The sequence below is a fragment of the Bradyrhizobium sp. Ash2021 genome, assembly GCF_031202265.1.
GTDB lineage: Bacteria > Pseudomonadota > Alphaproteobacteria > Rhizobiales > Xanthobacteraceae > Bradyrhizobium.
Window position 1 is genome coordinate 8973239 of sequence record NZ_CP100604.1, and the last position, 22009, is coordinate 8995247.

Here is a 22009-nt window from a genome sequence, read left to right on the forward strand (position 1 = left end):
GGCGTCGCTTCCGCTCGCCTACGCCCGGCCATGACGAGTTTGTTAATGCGCCTGCGGAATCTCTTGCGCGCCGGCCTTCCCTGCCTTTCTCCCTGCCAGCCAGTTCTCGAACCGCTGCACCACGACGAAGAACGTCGGCACGAACAGCACGGCCAGACAGGTCGAGGCCAGCATGCCTGAGAACACGGTGATGCCGATCGACTTGCGGGCGTTGGCGCCGGCGCCGGTGGCGAGCACCAGCGGCACCACGCCGAGGATGAAGGCAAACGACGTCATCAGGATCGGCCGGAACCGCGCGCGCGCCGCCTCCACCGCGGATTCCAGCAGCGGCTTGCGGTCGCGCACATGAAGCTCGAGCGCGACCTCGACGATCAGGATGGCGTTCTTGGCCGACAACGCGATCAGCAGGATGATGCCGATCTGTGTGTAGAGGTTGTTCTCGATCCGCAACGCCGTGAGCACCGACATCGGGCCCAGCAAGGAAAGCGGCACGGCCAGGATCACGGAGATCGGCGCGTACCAGCTCTCATATTGTCCGGCCAGCACGAGGTACACGAGCAGCAGGGCAAGCCCGAACGCCCAGTAGATCTGGCCGCCGACGACCTTCTCCTGGTACGACATCGCCGTCCATTCATAGCCCGCTCCCGGCGGCAAGGTTTTGGCCGCAATCTCCTCCATCAGCGTCATCGACTGGCCGGAACTGTAGCCCGTGGCGGGCAGGCCGATGATGGTCGCGGACGGATAGAGATTGTACAGGCTGATCAGCGAAGGGCCGACCGACGGCGTGATCTTCGCCACCGTGCCGAGCGGAACCATGTCGCCCTGGCTGTTGCGCACATACAGTCTTTCAATGTCCCGCGGCGTCAGGCGAAATTGCGCATCCGCCTGGGCGTAGACCTGGAACGTGCGGCCGAACTTGTTGAACTGGTTGATGTAGGAAGACCCCAGATAGGAAGACAAAGTCGAGAAGATCTGGTCGGTGGTGACATGCAGGGTTTCCGTCTTGATCCGGTCCACATCGACGTCGAACTGCGGCACCATCGAGCGGAACGGCGAACTGACGCGCTGCAGCGCGCTTTGCGTCTGCGCGTTGGCCACGATGGCGCCGGTGATGGCCTGCAACTTGCCGAAATCGGAATTGCCGTCGCGGAGCTGGACCTGCATGGCAAAGCCCGCAGCGTTGCCGATGCCCTGGATCGGCGGCGGCGGAACCACCAGGATCCGCGCCTCCGGAATCACCGACAGTTTCTCGTTCAGTCCGACGAACAGCGACCGCAGGTCCTGGCCCGCGCCACGCTCGCTCCACTCCTTCAGGATCAGATAGGCGACGCCGGCATTGGCGAGGCTGGAACTGTTGTCGAGCGCCGATATGCCGGCGATGCTGATCACCTGCTCGACACCCGGCGTCTTGCCGGCGAGGTCGCTGACCTGATCGAGCACGCGCTGGGTGCGGTCGAGTGCGGCGCCGTCGGGCAACTGCGCCGCCACCAGCAAATAGCCCTGGTCCTCGATCGGAATGAAGCCCGTCGGCACCCGCGACAGACCGTAGCCGGCGATGCCGATCAGGATCAACGCCGAGATCACCGACAGATTGCTGTGCGCCACCAGTCGATCTATCAACCGGGCATAACCCCGCTCGAGACGGTTATAGACGGCGTTGAAGCCGCGATAGAAGAAGTTGCGCTGTTCCGGCGGCACCGGCCGGCGCAGCCACAACGCGCACTGCGTCGGCTTCAGCGTCGCAGCGTTGACGGCGCTGAGTAGCGCGGTCGCGGCGATGACCAGCGCGAACTGCGAGTACATTCTGCCGGTCAAGCCCGGCAGGAAGGCTGATGGCAGGAACACCGAAATCAAAACCAGCGTGATGCCGATGATCGGCGCGAACAGCGCATCCATGGCGCTGATCGCCGCATCATGACCGGACATGCCCTTTTCGATATTATGGGCGGCGCCTTCGACCACGACGATGGCATCGTCCACCACGATGCCGATCGCGAGTACGATCGCAAACAGCGTCGAGATGTTGACGGTAAACTCGAGCGCCGCCATCGCGGCGAAGGCGCCGATGATCGTCACCGGCACCGTGGTGGCCGGCACCAGCATCGCGCGCCAGTCCTGCAGGAAGATCAGGATCACGATCAGGACGAGGAAGCCGGCCTCGATCAGCGTCTTGTAGACCTCGTTGATCGATGCCGAGACGAATTTGGTCGTGTCGAACGGCGTGTCGTACTTGATGTCCTGCGGAAATTGCGTCGCCAGCGCCGCCATCTTCTTCTGGACCGCCGCCTCGACCTCGAGCGCGTTGGCGCCGGGCGACTGGAATACGCCGATGCCGGTGGCCGGCTTGTTGTTGAGCGAGAAGACCTGGCTGTAGGTCTGGGCGCCAAGCTCGACCCAGCCGACGTCGCGCACCCTGGTGACATCGCCATTGCTGCCGGTCTTGACGATGATGTCCTCGAACTGGCTGGTGTCGTCGAGCCGTCCGTTGACGTTGAGCGTGTACTGGAAGGCCTGTCCCGCCGGCGTCGGCGGCATGCCGACCTGACCCGCGGTGACCTGCTGGCTCTGCTGCTGGATCGAGGAAATGACGTCCTGCGGCATCAGCGCGCGGACCTGCAGCTTGTTCGGATCGAGCCAGACCCGCATCGAATACTGGCCGGCGCCGAACACGGTCACGTTGCCGACGCCCGGCAGCCGCGACAGCTCGTCCCTGATATTGATGGTGGCGTAGTTCGAGAGGAACAGGCTGTCGTAGGTCTCCTTCGGCGAGGTCAGCGTCACGAACAGCAGGATCGCCGTCGATCTCTTCTGGACGGTGACGCCCTGGTTCTGCACCGACTGCGGCAGCTGCGACAGCGCGCTCGACACCCGGTTCTGCACCAGCACCTGCGCGAAGTTGAGATCGGTGCCGATCTTGAAGGTCACCGTCAGCGTATAGGTGCCGTCGGCGCCGCTATAGGACTGCATGTAGAGCATGTCCTCCACGCCATTGACCTGCTGCTCGATCGGCAGCGCCACGGTATCGATCACGGTCTTGGCCGAAGCGCCGGGATAGCGCGTCGTGACCTGCACCGTCGGCGGCACGACATCGGGATATTGCGCGACCGCGAGCCGAAACAGGCACACGCCGCCGATCAGGATCATCAGGATCGCGATGACGTTGGAGAGAACCGGCCGCTCGATGAAGAATTTCGAAATCATGGCCGATCCTATTTGGCCGGTGCCGGCGACGCTTCGCTCTTCGTTAGCTGCGGATCGACCTTCTGGCCGGGGATCGCGCGCAACAGCCCGGCGGTGACGACGCGATCATCGGCCTTGAGGCCGCTTTCGATGACGCGCAGATCGCCCTCCAGCGGCCCGGTCTGGACCTTGCGCTGCTCGACGACGTTGTCGCCATTCACGACCAGCACATAGCGTCCAGCCTGATCGCTGCCGAGAGCGACGTCGGGGACCAGCAGCGCGTTCGCCTGCTGTTCGAAGGGAACTCGGACACGAACGTAGTAGCCGGGCAATAGCACGCGATCGGGATTGGGCAGCACGCCGCGCACCGCGAGCGTCCCGGTCGACTGAGTGAGCGTCGGCGCGACGTAATCCAGATTACCCTTGTGCGGGTAGCCGCTGTCGGTCTGCAATCCGACCTCGATCGGGAACGTCTTGAGGTCGTTCGACGTCAGGCCGCGCCGGCGCGCCTCTTGCCGGACCCGCAGCACGTCCTGTTCATTGACGTTGAAATTCACGTAGATCGGATCGAGCGCCACGATGGTGGCAAGCTGCGTCGGCGACGCCGCGCCGACGAGCTCGCCGACGGATACGAGATGGGCGCTGACGATGCCGTCGAACGGCGCCACGACATTGGTATAGCCGAAATTGACCTCCGCGATCCTGGTGTTGACCTGGGCCTGCAGCAAATTGGCCTGGGCGTTGTCGCGGTTGGACGTGGAGGTGTCGAGCGTCGCCTGCGAGACCGCCTGCCGTTGCACCAGATCCGACTGGCGCTTGAAGTCGGCCTCGGCCTGTCGCAGCGACGCTTGCGCGCCGGCTTCGGCGGCCTGCGCCTGTTCGAGCTTCAATTTGTAAGTCTCAGGCTCGATCGTGAACAGCGTGGTGCCTTCCTTGACGAAGCTGCCGTCCTGATAATTGATCGATTGCAGCACCCCCTGCACCCGCGCGACCAGATCGACGTTCTTGATCGGCGCGGTGTTGCCGGTCGCCTCGATATAGCGCGTGATGGGGCGTTGCACCGGCAACCCGACTTCAACCTTGGGTGGCGGCGGCGGCACAAAACTATTTTGTTCACAGGCACTTAAGCTGACGAAAGAAAATGTGACGAAGGCAATACGCAAAGCATCAGCGGTTCGCAGCCGCACAATATCATTCAGCTTGAAATGTGCCGGCGCGCGCGTATGCCTCATTTCCGTGCCTCTATGAAGTTTGCTTCAGGAAAAGGCTTTTCGTTCGAGAACGTTCGCGAGCCATGAATAGCAACAATCCGCTTGCAGTGGAACCGGAAAGCTAAAATGATGTCGGCCGCGAAAGTTTTTTCGCCGGTTTGTACATAATTCAATTCGGTTGAAGCGGCGGCTCCAGCGACAACAAAGGGATTTATGCAAATGATCAACACGTTGAAACGTGCGGCGAAGCTTTGGGCGTTGTTGGCGGCTGCGACATTCGCAACTGCAGCACCGGGATTTGCGCAAGCGCCGAGCCAGGCCCAGCGCGACGCGATCAAATCCCAATGCCGCTCCGATTACATCGCGCATTGCTCCAGCATCCCGCCGGGCGGTGAAGCATCGCTGCAATGCCTGCAGAAGAACATGTCGAGTCTCTCCGCGAGTTGCAAGAGCGCCGTTCAGGCCGTCGAAGCCCCGGCCGAACCCAAGGCCGAGTCCGCTCCGGCTCCACCGAAGACGGAGTCCGCTCCAACCGCTGCAACCACCAAGACGGAAACCGCAGCGCCCAAGGCCGCGGCGAGCACGACGGCGAAGCAGCCGAGCGGCGCGCAGATTTCCGCCATCCGCAGCGCCTGCCGCTCCGACTATCCAAAAGTCTGCGCGGGGGTGCCGACCGGCGGCGCGCCGGCACTGCAGTGCCTGGAGAAGAACAAATCGAAGCTTTCGGCGCCTTGCGAGAAGGCGGTCGCCGCAGCCGGCGGCGGTGGCGCAGCGCCGGCGGCCGGCGGCGCGCCCGCTGCAGCGACAACAGCCGCTCCGGCAGCCGCCGCGCCGGCGGCGCCAGCCGTCATCGTGCTGCGGCCGATGCGGCCGCGCGAGCAACTGTTCGTCCTGCGGTCGGCATGCGGCGGCGACGTCCGCTCGCTTTGCGGCGGCGTGGCGCCCGGCGGCGGCCGTATCGTGCAATGCCTGGCGACGCAGGCGGCCTCGCTGTCGCCCGCTTGCAAGGACGTCCTGGCCCAGTTTTCCGCGCAATAAATCGCGCGCTGCCGGCGATCCTTCCATCGGGGATCGTCGGCGACGCGATTCCCGCGCGAGATATGACCAACAGCAATCTGGAAAGGAAGAAACCAATGCCGCGCGTTATCCTGACGGCCGCCACGGTGCTGTGCATTTCCCAAACCGCGTTCACGCAAGAACTGACCGCCGCGCAGCGCGACGCATGCATGGGCGACTATCAAAAATATTGCAAAAGCGTCATACCGGGCGGTGGACGGATTATCGCCTGCCTGGCCAAGGAAGGCGACAAGCTGACGCCGGCTTGCAAGAAAGTGCTGGAAGCGGCGGAGAAAAAGTAGAGCAGCCTCGAACGGCTGCCGCCGATATCAGCCGAGAATTTCAAAAACGAATTCGGCGCGCAGGCGCCAGAACTGCATCCGCAGAACCTTGGCTCAAGCCTGAAATCAAACAGGACAAATCCGGGAGACTGACATCCGTTCCTTTCTGCTGATTGCCGCCGCCATACTGTCGTTTGCCGCCACTATGACCTTCGAAACATCCGACGCCAACGCGGTGGTCTGCGCCCGCGGCGTCCACCGCGCCGGCTGCGCCGGATATCGCGGCGCGGTCGTCGTGCGCAAGCCGGTTGTCGCAGGCTGCCGCTGGGTGTGGGTGGGCGGCGTGAAGGTACGTCGCTGCTACTGACCTAAGACGCAGTTCCCGGTATTTTTACGCTGGCGTCCCGGCCGCGCAGCGATTATTCTGACCGAGATTGTAAGTGTACTGTCAATTAGGGAGGAAGACTGTGCGTATCGCCGTGCTCGGCGGAGGCCCCGGCGGCCTCTACTTCGCCTATCTCTGGAAAAAGCGCCACCCGGAGGCTCGCATCGATCTGTTCGAGCAGAACGCTGCCGGCGCGACCTGGGGCTTTGGCGTCGTGTTCTCCGAACAGGCGCTCGAATTCCTGCGCGCCGACGACCCCGAGACGGTTGATGCGATCACGCCAAGGATGGAGAGCTGGAAGAACATCACGCTCAATTTGCGCGGGCAAAGCGTCGAGATCGACGGTGTCGGCTTCTCCTCGATCGGCCGGCTCGAATTGCTGACCATCCTGCAGCAACGCGTCCGCGACGCCGGCATCACGCCGCAATACGACACCCTCATTCAGTCGGTCGATGAACTCAGGGGTTACGACCTGATCGTCGCGGCTGACGGCCTGAACTCGCTGGTGCGCCGCAGTTTTGAGCAGGAGTTCGGCGCGTCGGTTTCGCATTCGACCAATAAATTCGCCTGGTACGGCACCACCAGGCGCTTCGCCACGCTGTCGCAGACTTTTGTGGCGACCGAACTCGGCACCTTCAACGCCCACCATTATCGCTATTCGCCGTCGATGAGCACCTTCCTGGTCGAATGCGACGCGGCGACGTGGGAAAATTATGGATTTGAACACAAGACCATCGAGCAATCGCAAGCGATCTGCGAGCAAGTATTCGCGGCAACGCTCGACGGACATAAACTGGTCTCGAACAAATCGATCTGGCGCAACTTCCCCTGGATCTGGAACGAAAACTGGTCGTCGGGGAATATGGTGCTGATCGGCGACGCGCTGCATTCGGCGCATTTTTCGATCGGATCGGGAACGCGGCTGGCGATCGAGGATGCGATCGCGCTGACCAAGGCGCTGGAGGCCGAGGCAGACATCCCGGCGGCGCTCGCGCTTTATCAGGCAGAGCGCAAACCGATCGTGAAAAAGCTGGTGACGGCGGCGCGCACCAGCGCCGACTGGTATGAGCATTTCCCCGAACATATGAAGCTCGATCTGCTGGATTTTGCCTACAGCTACATCACCCGCTCCGGGCGGATCGACGATGCGCGCCTGCGCGCGATGTCGCCGGCGTTCATGGCGCGCTTAGAGGCGGCGAAGAAAATCGGGAGCCGGTCATGATGCACGAAATCGCCGATCAGGTACCGTTGGATAATGCCGGCGCGCGCGAGATCGGCTTTACGATCCCCGACCGCTACAACGCCAGCCGCATCCTGTTCGACAATTTGTCCCACGGCCGCGGTGACCGGCTGGCGCTCACCGGTCCGGGCGGCACATGCAGCTATGCGCAGCTCTGCGCCGAGGCCGCGCAATGGGGACACGGCTTTCTGGCGCTGGGCTTGAACCGCGGCGACCGTGTGCTGATGTTCCTCGACGACACGCCGGCCTATCCCGCGGCTTTCTTCGGCGCGGTGCGCGCAGGATTCGTGCCGCTGTTGATCAATACGCTGACGCCGCCGGATCTGCTGCAGTTTTATCTTTCGGATGCGGGTGCGCCCGTGGCCGTTGCCGACGCCGAATTCTGTTCGCGCTTCGATGCGATCGCCTGCAAGGATACGCCGCTGCACACCCTGATCGTGGTCAACGGCGCCGCCGGCGCGCACGCCGTGCCGCATGCCATCGCCGCGGACAAGTGGTTGGAGGATTTCCCGACCAGCCTCGCCGAGGCCGACACGCACCGCAACGAGATGGCGTTCTGGATGTATTCGTCCGGTTCGACCGGACGGCCCAAGGGCATCGTGCATCTGCAGCACGACATGGCCTATAGCGAGGCAGCGTTCGCGCGCGATGTGCTGAAACTCGGACCCGACGACATCTGCTTCTCGGTGCCGAAAATGTTCTTCGCCTACGGCTTTGGCAATTCCATCACCTTTCCGTTCGCGGTCGGCGCGGCCACCCTGCTGCTGCCGGGGCAGCCGAGGCCGGCGGCGATCTTCGAGGCGATCGGACGCTTCCGTCCCAGCGTCTTCTTCGGATTGCCGACGCTCTATACGTCGCTGACCAAGGCCGAAGGCGCGCCGCTAGCGGATTTTTCATCGCTGCGGATGGCGCTGTCCGCCGCCGAGGTGCTTTCCGCTGACGTCTTCAACGGCTGGAAGGCGCTGACGGGCCTTGAGATCATCGAAGGGCTGGGATCGACGGAAGCGCTGCACATCTATCTGTCGAACCGGCCCGAGAAGAAAAAGCTCGGCGCCGCCGGCCTGCGCGTCCCCGGTTATGAAATTGCGCTGCGGGACAAGGACGGCCACGAGGTCGGCGACAACGAGGAAGGCATTTTGTGGGTTCGCGGCGATTCCAATACGCCGCTGTACTGGAACCGGCCGGACAAGTCGGCGGAGACCATCCGCGACGGCGGATGGATCTATACCGGCGACCGCTTTGTGCGCGATGCCGACGGTTTTTATTTCTTCCGCGGCCGCGCCGACGATTTGATCAAAATCTCCGGGCAATGGGTCTACCCGCTCGAGGTCGAGCTTTGTCTTGCCGAACACCCGGATGTGCGCGAATGCGCGGTATTCGCGGCCGAGTTGCCGGACCGGCGCATGACGTTGAAAGCGGTCGTGGTGATGAACGACTGCGCGTTCGACGCCGGCGAGGCGACGAAGCGATTGCAGGATTTCGTCAAGGCAAAACTGCTGCCGTACAAATATCCGCGCGAAGTGAAATTCATCGACGAATTGCCGAAGACGGGTACGGGCAAGATCGACCGGCAGGCGGTGATGAAGATGTAGCGTTATGCGATCGTCATTGCGAGCCAACGGGTCGCGCGAATGCGCGCCCGATGCTAAACTCCGCGAAGCAATCCATCGCGCTACAGAAAGAAAGAATGGATTGCTTCGTCGCTTCGCTCCTCGCAATGACGGACGGAGGGCACCCTACCCCGCCAGCCCCGTCCCGCCATACAGCCACGCCAGATGGCCGTAATAGTCCTCCGACGTCTTTGCGCGCATGATCGCGTTGCGGAGGCGGGCGTGTTCGCCGGCGGGATGATAGATGTGCTCGCCGATGGCGCGGGATTGCAACTGCACGCGCGCGGTGCGCGGGAAACGTTGCGCGCGATAATTTTCCAGCGCGGTGGCGTGGTCGGCATACTGCGACAGCATGTGCGACAGGCACACCGCGTCTTCCATCGCCTGGCAGGCGCCTTGCGCGAAATATTGCAGCATCGGATGCGCGGCGTCGCCGAGCAGCGCGACGCGGCCGTCGATCCAGCGTTCAGTGGGATCGCGGTCGCACAACACCCAGAGCTTCCAGTTCTTGCCGTGGCGAATGATCTCCCTGGCGCGCGCATGCACGTGCGTAAAACCCTTCATGACCTCGTCTTCGGACACCGGCTTGCCGGCGACCGGTTCGGGAGCGTCGTTGTGATAGGTGACGACGAGGTTGAACACTTTCCAGCCCGACAGCGGGTAATGCACGATGTGGCATTTCGGACCGGCCCACAGCGTCGCCGCATTCCAGCGCAGATCCTCGGGCATCTGCTCGGTCGGGATCACCGAGCGATAGGTGGTATGGCCGGAGACCCGCGGCGAGCCGTCGGCAGTGACTTGCTTGCGGATGTTCGACCACAGCCCATCCGCGCCGATCAGAAGCCGCCCCGTAATACGCTCGCCGTTCGCCAGCCGCGCCGTCACCGACGCGCCGTCCTGGTCGTAGCCGACAACCTCGCTGCTGACGTGCAGCTCGATCAATTCGTGGGCCTGGCAGGCGCGCAGGAACACGCCGTGCAAATCGCCGCGATGCACCACCGCATAGGGGTTGCCGAACCGCGCGCGAAACGCCTCGCGCAGATCGATATGGGTGATCTCCTCAGCGGTCAGCGCATCCATCAGCCGAAGCTGATCGATATAGACGGCCATGCTTCGCGCCGCTTCGCCGACGCCGAGATAGTCGAAGGCATGGAACGCGTTCGGCCCAAGCTGGATGCCGGCGCCGATTTCGCCGAGCACGGCGGCCTTTTCCAGGAGGATCGAGCGGATGCCCTTTTGCGCCAGCCCAAGCGCTGCGGCGAGGCCGCCGATGCCGCCACCCGCGATCAGGACCGGCCGTGCGTCTGCCGTCGCCATCAGTTCGACTTTCCCAGATGTTCGAGCGCGTCTTCGGCGCGCAGCGGCACCCGTGAGGCCTCGTTGTTGAGATCGACGAGCTGCGTCAGCAGCGCCAGCAAGGTCTTGCGGTCGGCCGGTTTCAAGGGCTGCAGCATCCGCGCCTGGGCGCGCTCGACCGACGGCACGATGTCACGCAGCAGCGCCGCGCCCGCTTTGGTGAGGTAGAGCAGCTTGACGCGCTTGTCCTCGCGGGCGGGTTTGCGCTCGACCAGCGATTTCGTTTCCAGCCGCTCGATCACATTGCCGAGGGTCGAGCGATCGAACGCGATCACCGCCGACAGCCGCGTCGCGTCGATGCCGGGATGGGTGTGAATCGCGACCAGCGCCGCATATTGCACCGGCGTCAAATCGTAGGCCCGGCACTCCTCGACAAAGATCGCGACCGCGATCTGCTGCATCCGCCGGAACAGATAGCCCGGTGCGGCGTAGACCGCATCCATCGTGATCGGCGGGGGCTTACTCGGCATCGGGTTGCCGGTCCGGCGCGGCATCGGCGAATGCTTTCATGGCTTTGGCGGCGGTTTCGGCCTTGAGCAGGCGCGGATAGGCGGAGAGGTCGACGCCGAAGCGCCGCGCATTGGCGAGTTGCGGCACCAGGCAGAGATCGGCGACGGTCGGCTTGTCGCCGAAACAGAACGGACCGGCCTCGCCCGCGATCAGGGTTTCGCAGGCCGACAGGCCCTCGCGGTTGGCCCAGGCCGCCCACTCCGTCACCTTTTCCTCGGGAAGACCGAGCTGGCGCAGCCGGGCCAGAACCTTGAGGTTTTGCACCGGGTGGGTGTCGCAGGCGAGCGCCATGGCGAAGGCACGGACTTTGGCGCGGCGCAGCGGATCTTTTGGCAGCAGCGGCGGCGTGGAATGGGTCTCGTCCAGCCATTCGATGATGGCGAGCGACTGGGTCAGCACCGTGCCGGCATCGTCCTCCAGCGTCGGCACCAGCCCCTGCGGATTGATCGCGAGATAGGCCGGCGCGCATTGTTCGCCCTTGCGAAGGTGATGCGGCAGGTGCTCAGTGGTCAGCCCCTTGAGATTTAACGCGATCCTGACCCGGTAGGACGCGCTGCTGCGGAAATAGCCGTGCAGCTTCATCGGAACCTCCCTTGGCATTTCAAGCAGGCTTGGCATTTCAAGCCAGCCTGGATTTTTATTGGCTTGGTTGACGCTAGCCACATTGTAAGTATACTGTCAATCAAATTGAACCAACAAGAACAGCGGAGGCCCGACCATGGAAGCCGTGCAGAAGACCCCGGAACGCGAGGCGTTCTACAAGAAGATCGACGGCGAAAATCTTTCCGCGCTGTGGAACGTGATGGGCGATTTGATCACGCCGGAGCCGCGCAGCGCCTGCCGCCCGCATCTGTGGAAATTCGACCAGATCCGCGACTACATGACCGAGGCCGGCAAGCTGATCACCGCCAAGGAAGCCGAGCGGCGGGTGCTGGTCCTGGAAAACCCCGGCCTGCGCGGACAGTCCAAGATCACGACGTCGCTTTTTGCCGGCGTGCAGATGGTGGTGCCCGGCGATATCGCGCCGGCCCACCGCCACAGCCAGTCGGCGCTGCGTTTCGTGCTCGAAGGCAAGGGCGCCTATACCGCGGTCGATGGTGAGCGGACCGCGATGGAGCCCGGCGACTTCGTGATCACGCCGTCGATGACCTGGCACGATCATTCCAACGAAACCAGCGAGCCGATGTTCTGGCTCGACGGGCTCGATATCCCGATGGTGCAGTTCTTCGATGCGTCCTTTGCCGAAGGATCGAACGAGGACCAGCAGAAGATCACCCGGCCCGCCGGCGACAGCTTTGCCCGCTACGGCCACAATCTGCTGCCGGTCGACGGCAAGCGCTCTTCAAAAACCTCGCCGATCTTCAACTATCCCTACAGCTACACCCGCGAAGCGCTGGAGCAGGCCAAGACCAGCGGCGAGTGGGACGCCTGCCACGGGCTGAAGCTGAAATTCTCCAATCCCGAGACCGGCGATTTTGCGATGCCGACCATCGGCACCTTCATCCAGCTGGTCCCCAAGGGATTCAAGACCGCGCGCTATCGCTCGACCGACGCCACGGTGTTCGCCGCGATCGAAGGTAAGGGCCGCACCCGGGTCGGTGAGCAGACCTTCGAATGGGGCCCGCGCGACCTGTTCGTGGTGCCGAGCTGGCAGTGGGTCACCCACGAGGCCGATCAGGATTCGGTGCTGTTCAGCTTCTCCGATCGCCCGGTGCAGCAGAAGCTCGATCTGTTCCGCGAAGACCGTGGCAATGCGTAGCCGTCATTGCGAGCCAACGGGTCGCGCGAATGCGCGCCCGATGATAAACTCCGCGAAGCAATCCATCGCACCGCATAGAAAGTGTGGATTGCTTCGTCGCGGAGCCTGTCATCGGGCGCGCATTCGCGCGACCCGTTGGCTCCTCGCAATGACGGTGAGTTCACCGCCAGTGCAACAGCCGCACCTCGAGCAAATTGATCAGCTTGCCCACCGCCAGCCCGAACAGCGACAGGATCACGACGCCGGCGAGCAGCTGATCGGTCTGCATCAGATTGCCGGCCTGCAGCACGAAGGCGCCGATGCCGTATTCGGCGCCGATCATTTCAGCGCTCACCACCAGCAGCAGCGCCACCGACGCGGTGATACGAAAGCCCGCCAGGATCGAGGGCAGCGCGCCCGGCCAGATCACCCGGCGCACGATCAAATGGAACGGTACATTGAAGCTCTGCGCCATCCGGATCAGGTTGCGCGGCACCGCGTCGACGCCGCTATAGACCGAAATCGCGGTGGAGAAGAACACGCCGAGCGCAATGGTCGCGATCTTCGGCTCCTCGCCGATCCCGAGCCAGAGAATCAACAGCGGCAGCAGCGCAATCTTTGGAATCGGAAACAGCGCCGAGATGAAGGTGATGCCGACGCCGCGCGCAAGACTCGAGAGCCCGACCGCAAAACCGACGATGACGCCGGCGGTGGTACCGAGTACCCAGCCGGTTCCGATCCGCATGATCGACCAGGACAGATGGTGCCAAAGCGCGCCCGAAATCGCGAGCCTGTAGATCGCAACCGCGATCGCCGACGGCGCCGGCAGGAACAGCGGATTGACCCAACCTGCACTGCCGGCCAGTTGCCAGAGCGCGATCACGATCGCGAGCGCGATCCAGCCGGAATAGCGGCCTGCGGCCGGCGCAAAGCCGCCGCCGCGAAACGCCACCGGCCGCAGCCTGGCCGCGGAATCGTCCGCTTGCGGATCCTGTGAGGCGCGGTCAAGCATGCTGGACCTCGCGCTCGGCATCGATCGCTTCCTCGCGGATCAGCGACCATAGTTCGTTCTGCAGCGCCAACAACTTGCCGCGGGCGTCGATCGCGCCGCGCTCGTCGCGGGTCATCGGGATGGTCACGACCTCGCGGACGCGGCCGGGCCGCCGCGACAACACCACGATGCGGTCGGCGAGGCGGACGGCTTCTTCCAGATTATGCGTGACATAGACCGCGCCCATCGCGCCGTCGGCCAGCAGGCGGATGAAATCCTCCATCAGCAATTCGCGGGTCTGCGAATCCAGCGCCGACAAGGGTTCGTCCATCAGCAGGATTGCCGGCCGCACCGCGAGCGCACGCGCAATGCCGACGCGCTGGCGCATGCCGCCGGATAGTTGCTTTGGGTAAGTGCCGCGAAAATCCGTCAACCCGGTGCGGCGCAGCGCGTCGTCGATGACGACGCGGCGCGCGGCGAGACTGAGCCCGGTATGCGCCAGCGGAAATTCGACGTTCTCCTCGACCGTGCACCAGGGCAGCAGCGCAAAATCCTGGAATACGAAGGTCAGCGGGTTGAGACTGTCGGCCGGCGGCGCGCCGCGCAGCTCTGCCTGCCCTTCGCTCGGTCGCAGCAGGCCACCGAGGATCGACAGCAGCGTGCTCTTGCCGCAGCCGGAGGGGCCGACGATCGCGACCACCTCGCCCGAGCGCACCGTGAACGACACCTTGTCGAGCACCTCGAGCGCGCCGAAGCGGTGGCTGATTTGGTCGGCGATCAGGTCCATGTCGTGTTTCTTCTCCGGTCCGTCGTCGTGAACACCGTCATTGCGAGGAGCGAAAGCGACGAAGCAATCCATGACTGCAGCATCCCGGCTATGGATTGCTTCGCTACGCTCGCAATGACGGGTTCAACACCTCTCATCAATCCGGCTTCACATAATCCCTGGCGATGATCGCATCCGCCGTAAATCCCTTGTCGACAAAACCCTGCTCTTGCAGCCAGGCGATCTGGTTGGCGACATTTTTGACGTCGAGCTTGCCGTCGGGATCGATGTAAGCGCAGTTGCCGACCACCTGCTCGACCGGCAGGTTGGTGTATTTGGCGATGATCTCGAGCAGCGGCTTTGTCTTCTCGTTGACGTCAGCCTTGCCGTCCTTCACCGATGCCAAAATCACGTCGTGATATTCGCGATCGGCGCGCGCCAGCGCCCCCAGCAGCTTGGTTACCAATGCGGTATTGGTCAGCGTCTTCGGCGAGGCGAACACCGCGCCCAACTGCCACGGCGTCTCGTCGCCGACCCAACCCAAAAACTTGGCGCCGTCCGAATCCAGCAACGAGCGCGCGGTCGAGATCGGCAGCAAAGCGGCATCGACGGTTTCACCCTTCAGGGCAGCGGCGGCGTTCGACAGCGATTGCAGCGGCAGCACTTTGACGTCGGAGAGCTTGAAACCGTATTTGTCGGCGAGCAGGCCAAGCGAATAATGGAAACTGGAGCCGACCTGCGTCACCGCGATGCGCTTGCCCGCAAGATCCTTGGGCGTCTTCAGGCCGGCGGCATAGGCATTGTTGCTGGCGAAATAACCGATCAGGGGGTAGCCGGCCTTTTCGCGGCTCATGCCGCCGATCACCTTTAGCGTGCCCTTGCCGGCGAGATTATACAGTCCCGCGGTAAAGGCGGTGATGCCGAAATCGACATCGCCCGAGGTGGTCGCCACCGCGATTGGCTGCGCCGCATCGAAGAATTTCAATTCGACGTCGAGCCCGGCCTCGCGAAAGTAGCCCTTGTCGTGCGCGATGAACACCGGCGCCGACGACGACAGCCGGAGCACGCCGACCTTGGCCTTCAGGACTTCATCGGCCCGCGCGATTCCGCCCGCCGCCAACGTCAGCAGGCCCGCCAGTGCGAACCGCGCAATTCCCCTCATCCGGTTTCCTCCGTTTATTTCTTACAATCCGGCGGGCACGCTCTGGTCCCGCCCGATAAAGGCACCCTGTTGTTTCAACGCTTGTTGCAACTTTTCCAGCGCGATGTCGCGCGGAATCGTATTGCCCGACAGTGCCAGCGCCGCGGCGGCGCCGGCCGCCTCCCCCATCGCAAAGCAGGCGCCGGAGACGCGCGCGGCCGACTGGCCGTCATGGGTCATCGAGGCGCAGCGTCCCGCCATCAACAGGTTGTCTACGCCCTCGGGCACCAGCATGCGATACGGCAATTCGTTGAATCCGCGGGATTCCGGGATCGGCGGGAATTTGAAGATCACATTGCCCGCGACGTGCTGCTCCATCGGCCAGCCATTGACGCCGATGGAATCCTGGAATGAGGCGCAGCCGAGCACATCGTCGCCCGAGAGCATATAGCCGCCGACGACGCGCCGGGTTTCGCGGATACCGAGTTGCGGCGGCAGATCGACGATGTAGGAGTTTTCGAAGCCCGGCACCGTGCGCAGGAATTCGAACGCCTGGATCGCCTGGCGGCGGCCGTCGATCTCGCCGCGCGTGAGATCGTGGGGCTCGAGGCCGTTGACGGCGGTGCCATCCTCGCGCGCGAGCTGGGTAAAATTCACCCGCCATTCGATGCCGTGGCGCTGCGGCCGGACGATCGCGGCCTTGCGCGGAAAACGATGCGTGCCGGCGGCTTCGGCTTTTTCCATCAGCGCCGGAATGGTTCGCCAGGCTTCGCCGGCCCGGTCCGGATCGATGCCGTTGAGGCGAAACATCATCGAGGGATACAGCATGCTGCCGTTGTTATCGCCGACCTCGAACGGCGCGCCGGCCCAGGCCGCGAGGTCGCCGTCGCCGGAGCAATCGATGAAGATGCCGGCGCGCACCGCCTGACGGCCGGCCTTGGTCTCGACCATCAGCACGTTGATGCGCCTGTCATCCTGCATCACTACGCCGGCGCCGAGCGCATGAAACAGAATGTCGACCTTGTGGGCGGCCAAGAGATCGTCGGCCGCGATCTTGTAGGCCGGAGTGTCGTAGGCCTGCGCAAAAATCTTCCCGAGGACGAGATGCGGCGCGTTGAGCCCGCCGAGATGGTCGATGCGCGCCAGCAGGTCGGAGGCGATGCCCTGCACCACCCGGTGCATCTGGCCATGCACATTGGCATGCAGCCCGCAGAAATTGGTCACCCCCGCCGCCGTGCCCATGCCGCCGAGAAAGCCGTAACGCTCGATCAACAGCGTGCGGCGCCCGGCACGCGCGGCCGCGACCGCCGCCGCAATCCCGGCCGGTCCGCCGCCGAGGACGGCGACTTCATATTCGCCGTACAGCGGTATTTGGCGTGCGGGTTCTTCGATGGTTTTGGAGGACAAATTGGGTTCCCGATGGAGTGCCGGCCATCATGCCCCGGGCGGAAGATTTTGGCTATCGCAGCAAGGGGCTGGCAGGGTAAGTAAAGAGGGGAAACGCGGAATTGCGACGAGACCGACGGTTTTGAACACCCTTCTATCCATTTTGCTTGGCCTCTTGATCGGCGCCGCTCCCGCCTCGGCGGCGGTGGAACAATGCCGGTTCATCCAGGCCAAGGCCGAGCGGGAAGCCTGTTACACGCGTCAGGAAGCTGCGCTGGCCGCCAAGCGCAAACCCGAACCCACCGCAGACACGAAGACGCTGGAATCGCTGCAGCAGATGCGGCAGGAAGACGACGCGGTTTACAAAAGCCTGCGCAGCATTTGCCGGGGTTGCTGAGCGGCAGCGCGAAATTATGCATTGCTCGCGCCCCAGTTGGCCGCGCGTTTTTCGGCGAACGACGCCAGGCCTTCTGAAGCTTCCGGCGTCCGGCGCCGGTCCGAGTGCATCCGGACCAAACGGGCATAGGCGTCGTCATCGACGCTCATGCCGCCAAACGAGCTTTCCATTGCCAGCCGCTTGGTTTCCGCCAGCGCCTGCGGGCCGTTGGCCAGCAATTGCTCGACGACCTTGACCTTGGCGCCCGCGCTTTCCAGTTCGGCCAGCGGCACCACCTCATGCACGAGGCCGATGCGGCGTGCGTCCTCAGCGCCAAACCGTTCGCCGGTCAGCGCGTAGCGGCGGACCTGCCGGACGCCGATGGCGTCGCATAGTTGCGGGATGATGATCGCAGCGGTCAGGCCCCAGCGGACTTCCGTGATTGAGAACAGCGCATTGTCGGCGGCGATCACCACGTCGCAGGCGGAGATGATTCCGGTGCCGCCGCCAAAACAGCCGCCCTGCACCAGCGCCACCGTCGGGATCGGCAACGTATTGAGCCGTTGCACGGCTTCGAATGTAGCGCGAGAGACCGCCTCATTCTCTTCAGGCGATTTCGGCCTCACACCGTTGATCCATTTCAGGTCGGCGCCGGCCTGAAAATGCTTGCCATTGCCCTTCAGGACGACGACGCGAAGGTTCGGCTTGCTGCCGAGTTCGTCCATGGCCTGCAGCACGCCGCCGATCAGGCCGGCATCGTAGGCATTGTTGACCTCCGGGCGGTTCAGCGTGACCGTCGCGACGCCGCGTTCATCGAGGTTCCACAGCACTGGATTGGCGGACATGGATGATCCCTTGGTTTGTTATTTGCGTTTGTCAGGTCGGGCAGCGTGCCGGGACCGCGGACGTTGATCTATCACTTTCGGTTTCCGCGCCGCCAGTGGCGCTGATCGCATGACCCGTTGCGCTCCAGCGCAAGCTTGTGGAAACTGGCGGCTCGACCGTCTCCCTCCCAACAGGAACGTCAATTCCCATGCGGATATGCATTTTCGGCGCCGGCGCCGTCGGCAGCCATTTTGCGGTGCGGCTGGCGCTGGCCGGCCATGAAGTATCCTGCGTGATGCGCGGGCCACATCTTGAAGCGGTGAAGGCGCACGGCCTGACGCTTCGGGTCGGCGACGCCAGGTTTATCGCAAAGGTGAAAGCATCCGGGGATCCGGCTGATCTCGGCCCGCAGGATGTCGTGATCAGCACATTGAAGGCGACCGGGGTCGGCGCACTCGCAACGGGCCTCAAGCCGTTGCTGAACGCAGACACGGCCGTCGTCTTTGCGCAGAACGGCATTCCCTGGTGGTACGATCTCGGCCTGCCCGGAAATCATCCTGAGGTTCCCGACCTCGGCTTTCTCGATCCCGGCGGCCGGCTGCGCGCCGCTATTCCCAAAGAGCGGATCGTCGGCGGCGTGATCTTTTCGTCGAACGAGGTGGTCGAGCCGGGCGTCGTCGCCAATCTGTCTCCCGACCGCAACCGGCTGTTGATCGGCGAATGCGACGACCGCTCCTCGATGCGGATCGCGCGGCTGCGCGCCGTCCTCAGCGAGGCTTCAATCGAATCGCCTGACGTCCCAGAGATCCGGGAGACGATCTGGTCGAAACTCCTGACCAACATGTCGATGTCGGTGCTGTGCCTGCTGACCGGGCAAACCGCGCGGGCCGTGCGGGACGACCCGGCCTTGCGTGACGTCATCCCGCGCCTGCTCGACGAGGCCAACGGCATCGCTCAACGCTATATCCCCGAGGTCAAGCGCGTGACGCGAAGTGGGCCTGCGCCCGACCACAAGCCATCCATCTTGCAGGATTACGAACTCGGCCGCGCCATGGAGATCGACGTGCTGGTCCGCGCGCCCGCCGCGTTCGCCAGGGCCGCGGGACTCGATACGCCGATGATCGACCTGATGGCGGCGCTGGCGATCCGCCTGGCGCGGGACAAGGGACTCTACCAGGGCTGAACGGCTGGATCGATGCGGGGCCGGTCAGACCGGCTGCAATCCCAGCCGATCAAACAACTTCCGGTCGGCTTCGTCTTCGGGATTGGCCGTCGTCAGCAAGGTGTCGCCGACGAAGATCGAGTTGGCGCCGGCAAAGAAGCAAAGCGCCTGCATCTCATCGCTCATCGCCGAACGGCCGGCCGACAGACGGACATACGAAGTCGGCATCATGAGGCGCGCGAGCGCAACGATCCGGACAAACTCGATCGGCGCAACCGGAGCTGCTTCGGCGAGCGGCGTGCCGGCAATCGGAATCAGCATGTTGATCGGGACGCTTTCCGGCGGCTCGGTCAGGTTGGCAAGCGTGACCAGCATGTCGACGCGGTCGGCTTCTTCCTCGCCCATTCCAAGAATGCCGCCGCAGCATACTTTCATGCCGGATTGCCGGACGTTTTCCAGCGTATCGAGGCGATCGGAAAACGTGCGGGTCGAAGTCACCTGCGGATAATAGCGCGCCGACGTATCGATATTGTGGTTGTAATAGTCGAGACCCGCGGCGCTGAGGCGGTCCGACTGTTCGCGGTCCAGCATGCCCAGCGTCATGCAGGTCTCGAGGCCGAGCGCTTTCACCTGACCTACCATCTCGACAATGGCATCCATGTCTCTCGGCTTCGGATTGCGCCACGCGGCGCCCATGCAGTAGCGCGTCGCGCCGCCGTCTTTGGCCTTGCGCGCCTCGGCGACGACCTTTTCGACTTCCATCAGCTTCGAGGCCGTGAGCCCGGTCGAATGATGCGAGGATTGGCTGCAATAGCCGCAATCCTCGGGGCAGCCGCCGGTCTTGATGTTGAGCAGCTTGCTCAGCTGCACGCGGTTGGGATCGAAATTCTGCCGATGAACGGATTGCGCCTTGAACAGCAGGTCGTTGAACGGCAGCCGGTAAAGCGACCAGGCTGCTTCAACCGTCCAATTCGGCGAGGCCGCCGGCGCGCCCATCGAAGTCGTCCCGTCTCTTGCGTCAAGCATTCCCAGTTCTCCGAAATTTCCGATTGCGGCAAGACCTTCGATTGCGTCAAGACCATTGCACGATGACGACAGGGAAGACCAGTGCAAGCCGGCCATGCGTTTGAAAAGTTGATCGCCAGGCAAACGGGCATTAAGGCAAACGGACGAAGGCAAACGGACGTTGACCGCGCGTCGGCGGTCGTATCACTCTCCGATCTCGCCCCGCCAAAAAGGGGAACGGGAACCGAACATGCAAGTCAAGAACAAGGTCTGTGTGGTCACGGGAGCGGCGAGCGGAATTGGCGAGGCGGTCGCGCGCGCCTATGCCGCGGCCGGCGCGCGCGGCGTCGTGGTCGCCGACCTCAAGTCCTCGCGCGACCGGCTGGCGGCGGTCGCAGGCGATATCGACGGACTGGCCGTGACCGCCGATGTCGGGCTCGAAGAAGACGTCAGGGCGCTGATCGCGGCCGCCGAGGACAAATATGGGCCGGTCGACGTGTTCTTTTCCAACGCCGGCCTGTCGCGCAAGGGACAGGAGAGCGCTTCCGATGCCGATTGGGACGTCAGCTGGCGGGTCCATGTCATGAGCCACGTATTCGCGGCGCGCGCGCTGGTGCCGGGGATGCTGGCGCGAGGCTCGGGCTATCTGCTGAACACCGCGTCCGCGGCCGGCCTTTTGGCCTCGCTCAATTCGATGCCGTACGGGGTGACGAAGAACGCCGCGATAGCGCTGGCCGAGCATCTCGCCATTCAATATGGCGACCGCGGCATCCGCGTTTCCGTGCTGTGCCCGCAATCGGTGCAGACCGGAATGACCACGCCGGGTCCGAGCGCCGCGCGGGTCGACGGCGTGATGCTTCCGGCCGAAGTCGCCCGCATCGTGATCGCTGCGATGGAGGCCGAACGCTTCCTGATCCTGTCGCACGAACAGGTCGCCGAATACGTGCAGCGAAAGGCTTCCAGCAGGGACCGCTGGCTCGCCGGGATGCGGCGGCTGCGCGACAAGATCTATGGTGTTCAGCGCGCCGGCTGATTAGCGAATAATGGAATCAACCCACGCCGCGAATGCGTCGAGAACTTCGTTCATCACCTCGCGGTCGTTGCGCCCGGAGCGCACCAGCACGTGGAAGGAATGATCGGCCTCCTTCACCAGATGCAGCGTTGCGGGCGAGCCCAGGCTTTTGACCATGGGCTCGAGCAGGCTCAGTTCGGCGAGGGCATCGCGCGTCCCCTGCAGGAACAGCATCGGGATTTTGACCGCGGAAAGATGCTTGGCCCGGTCGCTGGAAGGTTTTCCCGCCGGATGCAGGGGAAAGCCGAGGAAGGCAAGTCCGCGAACGCCGGCCAGCGGCGCGATCGCCTGCGCCTGCGACGTCATCCGCCCGCCGAATGATTTTCCGCCCGCGATAAGCGGCAGCCCGGCGCAGCAACGCGCGGCCTCGGCCACCGCCGCGCGCACCGCGGCATGCGCGACCGGCGGCGGATCGGGCCGTTTGCCGGCTTTTTCCATATAGGGAAACTGATAACGCAGGGTCGCGATGCCCCGTTCGCCAAGCCCTGTGGCAATCGCTTCCATCGACGCATGGGCCATGCCGGCGCCGGCGCCATGCGCAAAAACGTAACACGCGCGCGCCTGCGGCGGCCGGACCAGAAGCGCGGAGACCGACGCCTTATGGTCCAGCTCGATCTTGAGTCGTTGCGCGTTGACGGCTTCCAAAATCGGTCATCCCGGATCAAGCGATTTTCAAGGGTTCTACGTCTCCGGCGCGCGACAGGCAAACGCGCCAACT

The 22009-nt window shown here is 63.8% G+C and carries 22 protein-coding genes; 9 read left to right on the forward strand and 13 right to left on the reverse strand.

The genetic code is table 11. The annotated features are described in order from the left end of the window. Nucleotides 1-42 precede the first annotated feature (42 nt). From NL528_RS43115 to NL528_RS43125, 3 genes are read right to left on the reverse strand one after another with little or no spacing between them, the layout of a single operon-like run. Complete coding sequence (locus tag NL528_RS43115; RefSeq protein WP_309180415.1) at nt 43-3201, reverse strand: efflux RND transporter permease subunit; 3159 nt, start codon at nt 3199-3201, stop codon at nt 43-45. An 8-nt stretch (nt 3202-3209) separates the two neighbouring features. Beyond that, nucleotides 3210-4367 carry an efflux RND transporter periplasmic adaptor subunit gene (locus NL528_RS43120; RefSeq protein ID WP_309185248.1) on the reverse strand — a complete coding sequence of 386 codons (1158 nt, stop codon included), beginning with the start codon at nt 4365-4367 and terminating at the stop codon, nt 3210-3212. A gap of 41 nt (nt 4368-4408) precedes the next feature. Continuing rightward, a complete protein-coding gene (locus NL528_RS43125; RefSeq protein ID WP_309185355.1) occupies nt 4409-4729 on the reverse strand; it encodes a hypothetical protein in 321 nt (106 codons plus the stop codon). Here NL528_RS43125 and NL528_RS43130 point away from each other — a divergent pair. From NL528_RS43130 to NL528_RS43150, 5 genes are all read left to right on the forward strand, one after another. Further along, nucleotides 4611-5429, forward strand: coding sequence for a cysteine rich repeat-containing protein (locus tag NL528_RS43130; protein ID WP_309180416.1), 819 nt, complete (start codon nt 4611-4613; stop codon nt 5427-5429). The genes NL528_RS43125 and NL528_RS43130 overlap by 119 nt on opposite strands. Before the next feature lie 95 nt (nt 5430-5524). Continuing rightward, nucleotides 5525-5749 (forward strand): hypothetical protein, encoded by a 225-nt coding sequence (locus NL528_RS43135; protein WP_309185249.1) that lies wholly within the window; start codon nt 5525-5527, stop codon nt 5747-5749. A gap of 133 nt (nt 5750-5882) precedes the next feature. After that, nucleotides 5883-6095 carry a hypothetical protein gene (locus NL528_RS43140; protein ID WP_309185250.1) on the forward strand — a complete coding sequence of 71 codons (213 nt, stop codon included), beginning with the start codon at nt 5883-5885 and terminating at the stop codon, nt 6093-6095. A 100-nt stretch (nt 6096-6195) separates the two neighbouring features. Beyond that, nucleotides 6196-7335, forward strand: coding sequence for an FAD-dependent monooxygenase (locus NL528_RS43145; protein WP_309180417.1), 1140 nt, complete (start codon nt 6196-6198; stop codon nt 7333-7335). Continuing rightward, complete coding sequence (locus tag NL528_RS43150) at nt 7332-8945, forward strand: benzoate-CoA ligase family protein (RefSeq protein WP_309180418.1); 1614 nt, start codon at nt 7332-7334, stop codon at nt 8943-8945. The genes NL528_RS43145 and NL528_RS43150 overlap by 4 nt, the downstream gene beginning before the upstream one ends. A 144-nt stretch (nt 8946-9089) precedes the next feature. On the opposite strand, the gene NL528_RS43155 is transcribed toward NL528_RS43150, so the two are convergent. The 3 genes from NL528_RS43155 to maiA are packed head-to-tail and all read right to left on the reverse strand — an operon-like array spanning nt 9090 to nt 11411. Beyond that, nucleotides 9090-10280 (reverse strand): 3-hydroxybenzoate 6-monooxygenase, encoded by a 1191-nt coding sequence (locus NL528_RS43155; RefSeq protein WP_309180420.1) that lies wholly within the window; start codon nt 10278-10280, stop codon nt 9090-9092. After that, nucleotides 10280-10789, reverse strand: a complete 510-nt coding sequence (locus NL528_RS43160; RefSeq protein ID WP_309180422.1) for a MarR family transcriptional regulator — start codon at nt 10787-10789, stop codon at nt 10280-10282. The genes NL528_RS43155 and NL528_RS43160 overlap by 1 nt, the downstream gene beginning before the upstream one ends. Beyond that, complete coding sequence (gene maiA, locus NL528_RS43165) at nt 10779-11411, reverse strand: maleylacetoacetate isomerase (protein ID WP_309180423.1); 633 nt, start codon at nt 11409-11411, stop codon at nt 10779-10781. Before maiA ends, NL528_RS43160 begins: the two co-directional genes overlap by 11 nt. 136 nt (nt 11412-11547) lie before the next feature. On the opposite strand from maiA, the gene gtdA reads away from it, so the two are divergent. Then, complete coding sequence (gene gtdA / locus NL528_RS43170) at nt 11548-12588, forward strand: gentisate 1,2-dioxygenase (protein WP_309180424.1); 1041 nt, start codon at nt 11548-11550, stop codon at nt 12586-12588. A 160-nt stretch (nt 12589-12748) separates the two neighbouring features. Here gtdA and NL528_RS43175 read toward each other — a convergent pair whose 3' ends face one another. From NL528_RS43175 to NL528_RS43190, 4 genes are all read right to left on the reverse strand, one after another. Further along, the gene (locus NL528_RS43175) at nt 12749-13579 is read right to left on the reverse strand and encodes an ABC transporter permease (RefSeq protein ID WP_309180425.1); all 831 of its coding nucleotides are present in this window, start codon (nt 13577-13579) and stop codon (nt 12749-12751) included. After that, nucleotides 13572-14345: an ABC transporter ATP-binding protein gene (locus tag NL528_RS43180; RefSeq protein ID WP_309185251.1), complete on the reverse strand. Its 774-nt coding sequence runs from the start codon at nt 14343-14345 to the stop codon at nt 13572-13574. Before NL528_RS43180 ends, NL528_RS43175 begins: the two co-directional genes overlap by 8 nt. 136 nt (nt 14346-14481) lie before the next feature. Beyond that, nucleotides 14482-15486 carry an ABC transporter substrate-binding protein gene (locus tag NL528_RS43185; RefSeq protein ID WP_309180426.1) on the reverse strand — a complete coding sequence of 335 codons (1005 nt, stop codon included), beginning with the start codon at nt 15484-15486 and terminating at the stop codon, nt 14482-14484. A 21-nt stretch (nt 15487-15507) separates the two neighbouring features. Further along, nucleotides 15508-16872: an FAD-dependent oxidoreductase gene (locus NL528_RS43190; RefSeq protein WP_309180428.1), complete on the reverse strand. Its 1365-nt coding sequence runs from the start codon at nt 16870-16872 to the stop codon at nt 15508-15510. 154 nt (nt 16873-17026) lie between these two features. Between NL528_RS43190 and NL528_RS43195 the strand changes: the two genes are divergently transcribed. Beyond that, on the forward strand, nt 17027-17248 hold the full coding sequence (locus NL528_RS43195) for a hypothetical protein (RefSeq protein WP_309180429.1): 222 nt from the start codon (nt 17027-17029) through the stop codon (nt 17246-17248). A gap of 14 nt (nt 17249-17262) precedes the next feature. Here the strand turns inward: NL528_RS43195 and NL528_RS43200 are convergent, their stop codons facing one another. After that, the gene (locus tag NL528_RS43200; protein WP_309180430.1) at nt 17263-18072 is read right to left on the reverse strand and encodes an enoyl-CoA hydratase-related protein; all 810 of its coding nucleotides are present in this window, start codon (nt 18070-18072) and stop codon (nt 17263-17265) included. A 188-nt stretch (nt 18073-18260) separates the two neighbouring features. On the opposite strand from NL528_RS43200, the gene NL528_RS43205 reads away from it, so the two are divergent. Next, entirely contained in the window at nt 18261-19235 is a 975-nt protein-coding gene (locus NL528_RS43205) for a ketopantoate reductase family protein (protein WP_309180431.1), read from the forward strand. A gap of 24 nt (nt 19236-19259) precedes the next feature. Here NL528_RS43205 and bioB read toward each other — a convergent pair whose 3' ends face one another. Beyond that, nucleotides 19260-20240 carry a biotin synthase BioB gene (gene bioB / locus NL528_RS43210; protein ID WP_375143956.1) on the reverse strand — a complete coding sequence of 327 codons (981 nt, stop codon included), beginning with the start codon at nt 20238-20240 and terminating at the stop codon, nt 19260-19262. Nucleotides 20241-20469: 229 nt separating this feature from the next. On the opposite strand from bioB, the gene NL528_RS43215 reads away from it, so the two are divergent. Continuing rightward, nucleotides 20470-21252: an SDR family oxidoreductase gene (locus NL528_RS43215; RefSeq protein ID WP_309180432.1), complete on the forward strand. Its 783-nt coding sequence runs from the start codon at nt 20470-20472 to the stop codon at nt 21250-21252. On the opposite strand, the gene NL528_RS43220 is transcribed toward NL528_RS43215, so the two are convergent. Next, a complete protein-coding gene (locus tag NL528_RS43220) occupies nt 21253-21936 on the reverse strand; it encodes an alpha/beta family hydrolase (RefSeq protein WP_309180433.1) in 684 nt (227 codons plus the stop codon). Nucleotides 21937-22009 lie beyond the last annotated feature (73 nt).

Excerpts from the sequence above, each read along its gene's own strand:
- NL528_RS43205 (WP_309180431.1), top strand. The coding sequence starts at position 18,261 with ATGCGGATATGCATTTTCGGCGCCGGCGCCGTCGGCAGCCATTTTGCG.
- NL528_RS43185 (WP_309180426.1), bottom strand. The coding sequence starts at position 15,486 with ATGAGGGGAATTGCGCGGTTCGCACTGGCGGGCCTGCTGACGTTGGCG.
- NL528_RS43200 (WP_309180430.1), bottom strand. The coding sequence starts at position 18,072 with ATGTCCGCCAATCCAGTGCTGTGGAACCTCGATGAACGCGGCGTCGCG.
- NL528_RS43130 (WP_309180416.1), top strand. The coding sequence starts at position 4,611 with ATGATCAACACGTTGAAACGTGCGGCGAAGCTTTGGGCGTTGTTGGCG.
- NL528_RS43150 (WP_309180418.1), top strand. The coding sequence starts at position 7,332 with ATGATGCACGAAATCGCCGATCAGGTACCGTTGGATAATGCCGGCGCG.
- NL528_RS43160 (WP_309180422.1), bottom strand. The coding sequence starts at position 10,789 with ATGCCGAGTAAGCCCCCGCCGATCACGATGGATGCGGTCTACGCCGCA.
- NL528_RS43175 (WP_309180425.1), bottom strand. The coding sequence starts at position 13,579 with ATGCTTGACCGCGCCTCACAGGATCCGCAAGCGGACGATTCCGCGGCC.
- NL528_RS43115 (WP_309180415.1), bottom strand. The coding sequence starts at position 3,201 with ATGATTTCGAAATTCTTCATCGAGCGGCCGGTTCTCTCCAACGTCATC.
- NL528_RS43215 (WP_309180432.1), top strand. The coding sequence starts at position 20,470 with ATGCAAGTCAAGAACAAGGTCTGTGTGGTCACGGGAGCGGCGAGCGGA.
- gtdA (WP_309180424.1), top strand. The coding sequence starts at position 11,548 with ATGGAAGCCGTGCAGAAGACCCCGGAACGCGAGGCGTTCTACAAGAAG.
- NL528_RS43180 (WP_309185251.1), bottom strand. The coding sequence starts at position 14,345 with ATGGACCTGATCGCCGACCAAATCAGCCACCGCTTCGGCGCGCTCGAG.
- bioB (WP_375143956.1), bottom strand. The coding sequence starts at position 20,240 with ATGCTTGACGCAAGAGACGGGACGACTTCGATGGGCGCGCCGGCGGCC.
- NL528_RS43155 (WP_309180420.1), bottom strand. The coding sequence starts at position 10,280 with ATGGCGACGGCAGACGCACGGCCGGTCCTGATCGCGGGTGGCGGCATC.
- maiA (WP_309180423.1), bottom strand. The coding sequence starts at position 11,411 with ATGAAGCTGCACGGCTATTTCCGCAGCAGCGCGTCCTACCGGGTCAGG.
- NL528_RS43135 (WP_309185249.1), top strand. The coding sequence starts at position 5,525 with ATGCCGCGCGTTATCCTGACGGCCGCCACGGTGCTGTGCATTTCCCAA.